The organism is Reichenbachiella carrageenanivorans (assembly GCF_025639805.1).
Classification (GTDB): domain Bacteria; phylum Bacteroidota; class Bacteroidia; order Cytophagales; family Cyclobacteriaceae; genus Reichenbachiella; species Reichenbachiella carrageenanivorans.
In genome coordinates, this window is sequence record NZ_CP106735.1 from 596083 (window position 1) to 608157 (window position 12075).

Annotated in this window: 9 protein-coding genes; 2 read left to right on the forward strand and 7 right to left on the reverse strand. The window is 43.3% G+C overall.

Features of this window, described 5'->3' with window-relative positions:
- Positions 1-20: 20 nt before the first annotated feature.
- The 7 genes from N7E81_RS02160 to N7E81_RS02190 form a co-directional block, all read right to left on the reverse strand.
- Entirely contained in the window at positions 21-1766 is a 1746-nt protein-coding gene (locus N7E81_RS02160; protein ID WP_263051640.1) for a hypothetical protein, read from the reverse strand.
- A gap of 24 nt (positions 1767-1790) precedes the next feature.
- Positions 1791-3452: a SusD/RagB family nutrient-binding outer membrane lipoprotein gene (locus tag N7E81_RS02165; protein WP_263051641.1), complete on the reverse strand. Its 1662-nt coding sequence runs from the start codon at positions 3450-3452 to the stop codon at positions 1791-1793.
- A 4-nt stretch (positions 3453-3456) separates the two neighbouring features.
- Positions 3457-6687 (reverse strand): SusC/RagA family TonB-linked outer membrane protein, encoded by a 3231-nt coding sequence (locus tag N7E81_RS02170; RefSeq protein WP_263051642.1) that lies wholly within the window; start codon positions 6685-6687, stop codon positions 3457-3459.
- Between the two features lie 324 nt (positions 6688-7011).
- Positions 7012-7374, reverse strand: a complete 363-nt coding sequence (locus N7E81_RS02175; protein WP_263051643.1) for an MmcQ/YjbR family DNA-binding protein — start codon at positions 7372-7374, stop codon at positions 7012-7014.
- A complete protein-coding gene (locus N7E81_RS02180) occupies positions 7374-7574 on the reverse strand; it encodes a DUF6728 family protein (RefSeq protein ID WP_263051644.1) in 201 nt (66 codons plus the stop codon). The genes N7E81_RS02175 and N7E81_RS02180 overlap by 1 nt, the downstream gene beginning before the upstream one ends.
- A complete protein-coding gene (ispG, locus tag N7E81_RS02185; RefSeq protein ID WP_263051645.1) occupies positions 7574-9514 on the reverse strand; it encodes a (E)-4-hydroxy-3-methylbut-2-enyl-diphosphate synthase in 1941 nt (646 codons plus the stop codon). The genes N7E81_RS02180 and ispG overlap by 1 nt, the downstream gene beginning before the upstream one ends.
- A gap of 66 nt (positions 9515-9580) precedes the next feature.
- Positions 9581-10288, reverse strand: a complete 708-nt coding sequence (locus N7E81_RS02190; RefSeq protein ID WP_263051646.1) for an SDR family oxidoreductase — start codon at positions 10286-10288, stop codon at positions 9581-9583.
- Between the two features lie 121 nt (positions 10289-10409).
- On the opposite strand from N7E81_RS02190, the gene N7E81_RS02195 reads away from it, so the two are divergent.
- Together N7E81_RS02195 and N7E81_RS02200 are read left to right on the forward strand one after the other, a co-directional pair.
- Positions 10410-11138: an MlaE family ABC transporter permease gene (locus N7E81_RS02195; RefSeq protein WP_263053116.1), complete on the forward strand. Its 729-nt coding sequence runs from the start codon at positions 10410-10412 to the stop codon at positions 11136-11138.
- 2 nt (positions 11139-11140) lie between these two features.
- Complete coding sequence (locus tag N7E81_RS02200) at positions 11141-11896, forward strand: ABC transporter ATP-binding protein (RefSeq protein ID WP_263051647.1); 756 nt, start codon at positions 11141-11143, stop codon at positions 11894-11896.
- The last annotated feature ends 179 nt before the right edge of the window (positions 11897-12075 follow it).

Here is a 12075-nt window from a genome sequence, read left to right on the forward strand (position 1 = left end):
CTTTTAATAAAATTTAAACCTTATTTTGATTTGAATGAGACTGCCAAAACAGCTCCTTTACCAGACTCGCTACTGTCGATATCTATTCTACCATAAGTGGTTGCATCTGCTACATTCACATTCACTCTTAGGAACACATAATCGCCTCCTTTAGCGCCATTGGCCACCTGCTGATTGAGATAATCTACGAGCGCGGTGTTGGCTGCTGAACTGGTAGTAATAGCTCCAATTGGTGTCGTATTTTCTGCCCATTTTTGCTGCAAAGCCGTAGCATTAGGGTCTCCGCCATACACTCCTTGGTAATAATCTGTACCCAAGACCAAAGAGGATGATCGATAGGGCAATGCGTACAAATCGTAATCTTGTATCGCCCAGGTCACCACGTTGTTCAGATTGGCCTGTAGCTCTGCTGTAGCAAATTCCTCACCATCAGGAATATTGGGTAGTTTGAACGGCATGACTGCTGCCATGTCGTAGATGTCGTTTGCATCTGCATAATTGACTCCTCCTCCTACTAGCAATTCGGGAGCTGCCAACCATACGAATGGCTTCGCTGGATCATTGGCATAAGCACCAAAGAATACGTCTACATCTGCTGGATCTACTGGGATATCGGTGATCGCAAAAGGATCGACCACTTCTACATTGATCGTCTGTGTGCTGCTCTCTAGACTATTGGTTGCTACTATCTCTATGGCATAATCGCCTAGATCGCACCCATCACAATCAGCATATGGTGAGAACGTCAAAATACCTTTGCCATTGCCTGTTTCCGCGAAAGTGGCAAATCTTGGGAGATTTTGAGCTTCCATCGTCATTACTCCTTCGAGCGGATCGTTGGCCTCGATAGCCACCGTGACTGTTTCTCCTTCTTTCACGCGTTGATCTTCTACAGCTGCAAATGTTGGCTTCTGATTTTGAGTATGCGTTTCCATTTCGATGTTGTACACTCTGTGCGTACCTGGATCATCGAGCAGATAGTCTCCTGCCACAAGTGCCATACTGGTAAGATTAGTCACCTTGTTTCTGAAAATGTAGGCATCGGCAATCTGCACTTCCACACCGTCTGTTCCAGACACAAAAGCATCGAAAGTCATCTGTGCCGCATCTACTTCTAGGCGAACATGGTACTCATTACCGCTGGCATAGTTCATTACATTTTCTGCTGAATATCCTCCATTGTCATAGGCATCTATCACTCCTGTGCGATCGAATCGGATAATTACCGATAGGTCTGCATAAGTAGTATCTGCAGTGAGCGTGGTAATCCCCGTCACAGCATCTATACCGTCTTTCATAGGTACCATATCAAACTCATAGGTGAAGGTTCCTGTTTGCTTGCCATTGGGCAATTCTACTGTTTGCCAAGTATTGACCTTACTGCTATACCCCTCTAACTCTCCACGAAAATTGAAGATAATGGTATCGGCTACGTCTCCTCTTGTAGCAATGAAATAGGTTCTTTGCTCTCCTTCTTCTGTAGCCACAAATTCATAACTCAACGTTTCGTTGAGGACTTCTCCGTTTTCCAGTTGCCATTTGACAGCTGTACCTTCAGCTGGGCTTACTTGAAGATCCATTTGTAAAGTATCTCCTACAAGCACGCCATACCCTGACCAGGCTTCTCCTCTGATGTTTCCTCCTTCTCCCACTCTATAGATAGTCAAGTCGGTATCCTTTAGCTCTGGGTTCGTAAATTCATCTGTACAAGCCCAAATGAATGAGCTAGCAGCGATGATTCCGTATACTATATTTTTTAATTTCATAATAATCTACTTTTAAATCATCAATTATTTCAGGACTCCTCTGTCTCTACTGCCATCCCACCATACTGGTGCGCCCCAGAAGTTGACTCCATCGTCCAAGTGCGCTTCCAGATTCTCTCTGTTGAAGTTCATCTCGGTATTAGGGTATGGAAGCTTTCTTGGGATCAGTCCATTAAGGTTGGTATCTGTATTGGCATGATCAGCTGGTTTCAAGACAGGGAATCCTGTTCTTCTCCAGTTGGCATAGGCCTCGGTACCATTGTAAAAATTGACCATATACTGCTGCATAGCGATCAACTCCAATCGTGACGTGCCAGTAGCCAAAAGATCATCTACATAATCGCTAACCACACCAGAGACGGGTCTGCTATCCATTACATTTTCTAATTCGTCTATGCTTGCAAAAACAGCGTTTTCGAAGTGAGTAGCTACATCAGATACGCCCGTACCTCCCCAGCCTCTAGCGGCCATTTCAGCTTTGTAGAGTTCTACTTCGGCATACGACATATACATAGATGGCATGTCTAGTGCGGTGAGTTCTCTATTGATTTGTAATGATTTGAAATACTTGGTGAGCGTTACATCTACCCCGTTTTTCTCTACTTTGATCGGCGTCCAGGTGATCCCCTCAGCATCTGTATTGTCGAACAAGTAGTATCCTGGAGGATAAGCGGTAAGCTCTCCCTCTTGTGCCAGATACTCCTCGGTCACCTCTATACTGGTAGGGGTCACAGATTTGAATTTGTCATTCGTAGCCGAATTAGAAGACTCTGCTCCATAGATCCCAAACATCATACGAAGTCTTGGGTCATTATTGGCTTTCATGTAGCCAGCATATGTTTCGCAGGCCACTGTGATCTGCTCAGCAAAGTGCTGCACTTGAGAAAATCCATTGCCTCGGATCTCTACTCCTCCCGTGCTCGACAGGATCACATCGTTGTTGCCATGAGTGACATAAGCGGCATCTGTGTAAGACTCCATGACTCCGCCAGTCAATGCTGCGAGTGCTTCTGTCTGAGCCGTAGCGGCATCCACATTGACCAAACGCAAGGCATACCTCAACCGAAGTGAGTTGGCAAACTTTCTCCACTTCTCTACGTCTCCGTTGAAAATCAAATCTCCTTCGAGTGGCTTGGCGCTGTCCAACTGATCGGCAGCTTCTGTCAATTCTTTGAAGAAATCTGTGTAGATGTCTTGCTGCGCATCGTACTTAGGCTTGATGTTGCCTTCAGAAAACGCATTCAAGGCCTCACTGTATGGAATATCTCCATACGAATCGGTGAGCTGTGCAAAAACCATCACCTTCATGATTCGGGCTACAGAATGGTAGTTGATGTTGACTTCATTTTGAGCCGCCGTCTCTATGGCAATTTCCAAATCATTGGCATTGATATAAGAGGCCTTCCATAGGTATTCGAAATAGCTGGCATCTGGCAAGTACACTTGCCCATGTGCGCCTGTCCACCCATCAGACACCATTTGCATGATGGTCATATGGTAGCCAAAATTAGCTCTCCAAACAGTTTCTCTATCTCCACTAAATCTAGTCTGAACAGTAGATATCAGCGATTTGGCGTCGGGTACTGTAGCGGCTGTCGGATCAGTGTTAAGATCACCGAAGTCGTCACAGCCAGATAGGCTAAGTACCAACGCGAATGCTAGAATTATATAATTATTGCTCTTCATTTTCTTAGAAATTTAATTTGATATTAAAACCTAGACTTCTTCTCTGTGGCAATGAACCATATTCGTACCCTTGACCATTACTGATACTGTAGGTAGATTCTGGGTCTATGTTGGGTACGCTAGACCAGATGAGCCATAGGTTTCTTCCGATTGCTGAAATGGTAGCTCCTTTGATAAACTTGCTGTTTTTGAGCAGTTCATTCGGAAGGGTATAAGAAAGTGATACTTCTCTCAGTTTCACGTAAGAGGCATCATATACAAAAGGTGCTGTGATGGCACTATTGGCCACTTGTCCCCAGTACAATCTTGGATCTACATAAGTAGTATTTTCCACGTATTCATATACAGGATTACCACTTTCATCTACTACAGGGTTGTCGTTAGCATCCATGGTTTGTACTTCTACTTTGCCTGCCATTAGATACCCGCCTGTAGCTTCCCAGTCGTTTAAAGCAATACCCGCTTGGTTTCTTTCGAGCTCCGACTGCGTCCAGCCTTCTCTACCTTCGAGCGTCTGTACATGATTACCCCATTGGGTGAGTTTCATGTTGGTCATCGAAAGTATATCCGCTCCAAATCGCGCATCGATATGTGCTCTAAGTGTGACCCCTTTGTAAGAAACCTTATTGGTAATCCCTCCAATCCATTTGTACTGGCCATTGCCAATGACAATTTGTTCGTCTGAACGAATCGGCATGCCGTTAGCTCCTACGATAGGGGTGCCATCTTCCATGCGTTTGAAATCATATCCCATAATGTCTCCATAGGATCCGCCTTCTTCGGCACGAATGAATGAACTCACCCAGTCCGCTCTTGCGATCTCCTGTGTCTTTGCAGACTCATGCAGTTTCACAATTGAGTTTCTATTTCTAGAGTAGTTGAAGGTAAGGTCCCATCTCAGGTTCGAAGTCTTGATTGGCACGATATTCAACATGGCTTCCCATCCTTTATTGTTGATTTCTCCTGCATTTACTAGCATATAATCACGCCCTCCACTAGAAAGCGAAATCGGAAGTCTTACTATTTCATCGTGTGTAGTTTGGTTGTAATAGGTCACGTCTAGCCCTACTCTCCAGTTCAATAATTTGGCATCTATACCAAACTCATAACCTTTGGTCAGAGAAGCTCTCAAGTCCTTGTTGGGAATGAGATCACCAGACTGAGTGGTGAAAGACACGCCATCCAAAGTGTATGGGAAACCATAAAAAGATCGCTGCAAGCCGTAAGGCTCGGTACCATTGCCTACCTCAGCGTAAGATGCTCTCAACTTGGCATATGATAATACTTTCGATTTGATATCTAATGCCTCTGACAGCACCAATGACCCTGTGAATGAAGGATACAATACACTGTTATTGTCGGCTGGCAAAGTAGAGTTCCAGTCCTGACGAGCCGTCACATCTATAAACGCAAAGTTTTTGTAGCCTACATTTAAAAAGGCATAAAAGGAATTGATTTCCAATCGTGGATTTTGTTTGGTCATCGTAAACTCATTGTAGTTATTGATAGACACAATCCCTCTGGCCAATTCACCCTTGCCTAATACATTGGTTGTATTGCTTTCGTACTGTCTAGAGTTTCCGCCTAGCGACAACGAGCCATCGAAATACCCAAAAGTCTTGGTGGCCGTCAAAAGAAACTCAGAGTTAAGTTCTGTAGTTCTGGCGTTGAGTTCAGTCATTTGTCCATCCTCTTGGGTAGGCGTAGTCTTAGGAGCATAGTTATAATACTTGTATGAATAAGTATCCAACCCTGATTTTACTCTCAAATTTAACCAATCTGTAAAGTGGTAGGTCAAAGCCATGTAGCCTTGTACTCTATTCTTTTCAGACTCATTTTTCATGTTGTATAGGGAGTAATAAGGATTGATGATCCTTGTACTGGAGTTCCAATAGATATAATCTCCATTGTCGTCCACACGCCCCTCTCTCAACCAATTCTGATCGATATTAGCAGGCAACTGCATCAAAGGCAAAGCGGAGTTGGCTCCTGAATATCCTAAATAAGGTCTATTGTCTACGTTTTCGTTGGTATAGGTGATTTTAGTATCCAAGTCTAGCTTGTCCCACATTTTCATTGAACCCTGTAGGTTGAAAGTATTTCTTCTCAATCCACTATTTGGTACTATATCTTCCATTCTCACATCTGAGGCTGAGAATCTGAAATTGGCATATTCGTTACCTCCAGAAAAATTTACCGAATTTTGCAGTGTAGTACCTGTTCTGAAAAACGACTTGATATTGTCTGACTTGATACCATAATCTCTGATTTGCCCATCAAATTGCACAAACTCCAAGTTTGGATCTAGCTTAGCGCCCCAGCTGTTCATGAAGGTAGCATCTCCTTGATTTTTAGGAGGAGTACCTCCCCCCTGCCCATAGACACGTTGTACGTCGTCATATTGGCCTACTACTTGGTCGGCAGTGAAGTAAGAAGAAAAACCTACGTCAAATTTGTTGCCTCCGTTTTCTTTCCATTTTTTCGTAGTAATCATAATGACACCATTACCTGCACGCGAACCATACAATGCTGCAGCTGCTGGCCCTTTTAGTACAGAAATAGATTCGATATCATCTGGGTTTACAGAAGATATACCGTCGCCCAAATCCTGACCACCATACTGACCAGCTTCCCCTAGGCTTCCATTGTCCATCGGCACACCATCAATTACATATAATGGCTGGTTCGTCCCTGATATCTTTGAGTTGCCTCTGATAATCACTTTGGACGATCCACCTGCTCCTGTATTGGGCTGGCTAATGTCTACGCCGGCTACTTTACCTGAGAGGCTGTTTACAGCGTTTAGTGATTTTACTTCAGCCAATTCCTCTCCGTCTAGCTCAGTCACGGCATAGCCCAAAGATTCTTTCTTTCGAGAAATACCCAGTGCTGTGACCACTACCACATCTTCCAGCATTTCAGTATCTGGCTGCAATGAAATATCCACCACTGTTCGATTGGATATATCTACCTCCTGTGTAAGGAATCCGACGTATGAAAACTTGAGTGTCTTTACCTCAGTCCCTACCGATAATGAAAATGCGCCATCGATATCACTCACTGTACCTACCCCACTTTCCGAAAGGATAGTAACTCCTGGAAGTGTACCGCCATCTGCGTCAGTCACACTCCCCTTGATCACCCTACTCTGTCCATAGGCAGAGCACACAGCGGATAACAGAACCATGGCTAGCCCCATCATTCTGTAGAATTTTATCTTGTAATGTTTGTTCATACTTAAATAGTTAGACTTATAATTTTCACTAATTTATTAGTGAACAAATACTTCGCTGTGCTGCCCTGTCCTGCCTCGGTACGTGATACAGGAAAAAACAGCTCTGCCAAGTCTGCAAAAGCGCTATTTAGATAGGATTGGAAATGGTAAGGATAGGCAGGTGTTGGGCGTGAAAAACCCAAAAATTTTCATATTAGGATACTATGGTTTTGAAAGCTAATACAAAATATCGGATGTCCAAAAAAGAAAAAGAAAAACCATAGCTGTTTTTTTGATAGCTATTGATCAACGGATTTATACCTTTCATTAAGACACACAAAAAGACTATCCTTTGAGTTCTGCTAATTCTTGTTTTAGCTGCTTGGTAAGACTGGCAGCTACGAGATCATACGAATGATCCACAAGCTCATAAATCAAAGTATCTGATAGGGAACCATCTATATACACCGAGTTCCAGTGTTTCTTGTTCATGTGATAGCCAGGGCAGATGGCTGGATATTGATCCCGAAGTTCGAGTGCACGTTCAGGATCGCATTTGAGGTTGATAAAGTCAAAATTGTCTACACTGCACAGCGAAAACATTTTGCCCATTACCTTGAATACCAAGGTGGTGTCTCCAAAAGGGAGGCCTTCGGACGTGCCCGGTTTCGACAAACAATAGGATCTGAAAGACTCAATATTGACCATTACTGCAGGAATAGTTTTTTGATAATGAAATAGATTAGACCTAAAATAAACGCAATAATTGTAAACTTGTTGATGCCATGCATCATACGCAAGTTGATGTCCTTTTTAACGTTGGGGTCTTTTTTTCTAAAAAAATAACCAAACACCTCTCCAAGTGAGAAAAATTCTTTCAACGTACCTTTTTCTTTCTTTTCTTCCATCAGTCCTGAATTACTTCTATTTCTTCGGGCTCTACCCAGTTGCCATCGTCTTTTATGATTTGAATCAATTCGTCTACGGCATAGTCCGAATGCACCGCCCGCTTCATCACTTCTTGCCCTCTATAGAGAGTAATCTTGTCTTTGCCTGACCCCACATATCCGTAGTCCGCATCAGCCATCTCCCCTGGGCCATTCACGATACAGCCCATGATACCTATCTTCACCCCTTTGAGGTGATCCGTACGCTTTCTTATCATAGCGGTAGTTTCTTGCAGGTCGAACAGCGTGCGTCCGCAAGACGGACAAGAGATATACTCCGTTTTGGTCATCCGAGTTCTGGCAGCTTGCAAAATGCCAAAAGCCGTTGCGTTTTCTACTTTCTTATTCCCGTTTCCTGCTAGCATTACACCATCTCCCAAACCATCGATCAATAGCCCGCCAATGTCTGTGGCTGAGGCCAACTGAAAATCCTCCGTGTCCGAAATCTCTTGGTGCCAATTGATCACAACAGGCAGCTCCACTGCCTTTATGGTGAGCTCAAAAATGAATCTTCGCAGCGATGCCATGGCATGCGTATTGTCTGTGTGCAATAGTAGAATTGCTTTGGGATGCATTTTCAACTTATCGATCTGATCTAAGGCATGGGCCTCCATCTTGACAAAAACCACCTGATCCTGTGCCACCTCCGACAGCTGATCTACCAAAAGCAATGGGTACTTGTTGCGTTGATCACCCAATCCAGCCCAAACCTCATAATCTAGAATCTCTTGCAAGCCATTGGGCAACATAAAGTCTATAGGCTGACTGCCTGAATATACATAGTCGGCACCCGTATCGTTCATTCGCCATTTGTCTGGCTCGGGCAAATAGAAGTGTCCGATGTCTCGCAAATCTTTGATTGTAATTTTAGCCTTCTGGCTAAAGTCCGCAATTACCCGAGGCACATTATGATCACCAAAATTTAATACTTCACCTGTCGCTCGCCTTTCATACACAAAAGGATTGACTGGGATTTGCGCCAATGGAACTATGCCCGCATGCCCGCTTCGGTTGGCATATCTATCGATCAACGCTTGAGCTACTGGTGCTTCAAACTCCGGTTCTTCAGTGAGCGAAACCCTAACTGTATCTCCCAGACCATCTTCTAGCAATGCACCTATTCCTACAGCAGATTTGATCCTGCCATCTTCTCCATCTCCAGCCTCTGTCACACCCAAGTGAAGCGGATAAGCCTTTAGCCCTTCTTCCTCTAGCTTGTGTACCAATAAACGATAGGCCTGTACCATCACACGTGTATTGCTGGCTTTCATAGAAATGACAATGTCATGATAATCCATGTCCTCGCAGATACGCAAAAACTCAAGAGCAGACTCTACCATCCCTAATGGCGTGTCTCCAAAACGACCCATGATTCGGTCTGACAACGACCCATGATTGGTACCTATACGCATAGCTGTGCCGTTTTCCTTACAGATTTTCACCAATGGTTCAAACTTTTCACGAATACGCTCCAGCTCTAGTTGGTAGGTCTCATCAGTATAGGCCAGTTCTTCAAATTTCTTTTTATCCGCATAGTTGCCGGGATTCACTCGGACTTTCTCTACAATTTTAGCGGCTAGTTCGGCTGCATTAGGGGTAAAATGAATGTCGGCCACCAGTGGTACGTCATAGCCTTTGGCTCTTAGCCCTTTTCTGATTTCCTCAAGATTTTGTGCTTCCTTGATACTAGGCGCAGTGATTCTCACGTATTCACACCCAGATTCCACCATACGGATAGATTGCGCTATCGAGCCTTCCGTATCCATGGTGTCGATGGTGGTCATAGACTGCACTCTAATGGGGTTTTCTCCACCTAGTGGCACGCCACCTATATTTACTTCTATGGTTTTTCTTCTCTGATAAGCCGTGAGAGAAGGACAATATTTATGTGAATCAGACATGGTACAAAAATAGTGATGACAGGCTTTTCCAAAGTTGGAAACGATGGAAAAGATCAGTATATGCGTTTAAATATCGCCGAGCTGTGGGCGAATGACTAGCTCTTCAATGACTGAGTTTCTGGACATTTGATATGTACCCCAAATCGCATCTGCTACATCCGATGATTTGATGAATCGCTCCTCAGGGAGCTCCACACCTTCCCAGCTAGCAGTGAGTGTAGCTCCAGGATGTACGGACGTGACCCGAATCCCATAAGGCTTTAATTCTTCGCGTAAGCCCATCGACAAACCATGCATGGCGAATTTAGAAATACTATATGACCCGCCATTGGGATAAGCCTTGAGCCCTGCAACAGAACAGATATTGAAAATGTCGCCCTGCTTGTTTTCAATCATTTGTGGTATTAATCCCCTAGACAAATGATAGGCGCTGTACAAATTGGTATTGATCATCAGGTCCAAGGCTCCTTCAGCTTCGCTATGTATTTCACCTGGAACAAAGGTGCCTGTATTGTTAACCAATACGTCTACGCTAGCAGCAGATTTTTTCACAAACTCAACGAATTGCTTCGTGTCAGCAACCGAAGATAAATCGGCCTTCATGGTATATATTTTGGTTTCAGCGTAAGAAGTCTGGATCGACTGTGCCAATTCCTCCAAATGCTCTTGGTCTCGAGCGCAAGTCACCACATCAAAACCTTCCGAAGCAAATTTTTCAATAATGGCTCGACCAATTCCTTTAGTACCACCAGACACTACAATTGTCTTATTCATAGCTTTCCATTTGATAAGAAGGGCAAATTAAGGGTTTACAAAAATAATTGCTGGTAAAGTGATTTTAAATTCTGAGAGATAGTCTAAAATTGTTATTTTGGTGGCGAAATTGAAAATCAGAATGGGTAGTATAGGACGTTTTATACTTTTTATTGGATCTCTGTTTGTAAGACGTGAGAGTTTTATGACCTATGTACGACTGACCGTGAATGAAAGTATGAAAATCGGGATCAACTCTATTTTCATTGTGTCTATTGTATCTATATTTATAGGTGCGGTGACTACACTACAAACCGCCTACAATTTGGTCAGCCCTTTCATTCCTAACTATGTCATCTCATTGGTCGTACGAGACATGACTATTTTGGAACTGGCACCTACGGTAATGGCTATCGTCTATGCTGGCAAGGTAGGGTCTAATATTGCTGGAGAACTTGGCACCATGCGTATCTCCGAACAGATAGATGCTCTCGAAGTGATGGGAATCAATTCTGCTTCGTACTTGGTCTTACCCAAAATCATTGCTTCCTTTTTTACTTACCCAATGTTGGTCGTAATCTCTGCTTTTTTATGTATCCTAGGTGGCTATCTGGCTGGTACACTCACTGGCGTATTGACTGGCTATGAATACATCTACGGTATCCGATACGAATTTGTAGAATACAATGTGACTTTCGCTCTGGCCAAGTCTTTCACCTTTGCGCTAGTAGTCGCTTCTATATCTGCATACAAAGGCTACTACACGAGTGGGGGAGCTTTGGAAGTAGGCCAAGCCAGCACAGCTGCCGTAACCAACAGCTGTATCGGAGTCCTAACTGCCGATTTTTTACTTACCAATATATTGCTATAAGGATGATCGAAGCACAAAATATCAGCAAGTCTTTCAACGGCAAAGAGATCATTCGTGACATCAGCATCAAATTTGATCAGGGTAAAACCAATCTCATCATTGGTGCCAGTGGCACAGGAAAAAGTGTATTGCTCAAAAACATAGTAGGACTGATCCAGCCAGACCAAGGACAGATTTTATTTGATGGTCGGGATTTTACCCACGCAGACAAAAATCTAAAAACAGAAATAAGAAGAGAGATTGGTATGCTTTTTCAAGGTGGCGCACTTTTCGATTCTATGACTGTAGAAGAAAATGTCATGTTCCCGCTCAATGTACTCACTACATTGAGCAAAGAAGAAAAACTAGACAGAGTCAATCACTGCCTAGACCGTGTGCAGCTGACTAATGTAAACGAGAAAATGCCGTCCGAAATAAGTGGAGGTATGAAAAAACGTGTCGGCATCGCTCGTGCCATTGTAAATCACTCCAAATATTTATTTTGTGATGAACCTAACTCTGGCCTTGATCCTCAAACATCAATCACCATTGATAATCTAATCAAGGAGATCACAGAAGAGCTCAATATTACTACCGTAGTAGTAACCCATGATATGAACTCCGTAATGGAGATTGGAGATAAAATCTCTTTTCTCTACCAAGGAGAAAAACTATGGGAAGGCAACAATGAATCTATTTTTGACTGTGAAGTCAAAGAACTTAGAGACTTCATTTTTGCCAACAACTTGATGAGAAATGTAAAGCGTCAGCGAGGTTGATTACGTATGAAACCAAAGTAGCATTAAAAATGCAGAATAGCTGATCAGTGCGGCTACAAGTTTGAACATTTTCCAGTAGAACTCATCTCCTTTTTTAACTAGATAACTTAATAACATCATAACAGGATAGATTTATTTTCTATTCGAAGTACTCTAATCTGCTGTCCAGATAAAAATTA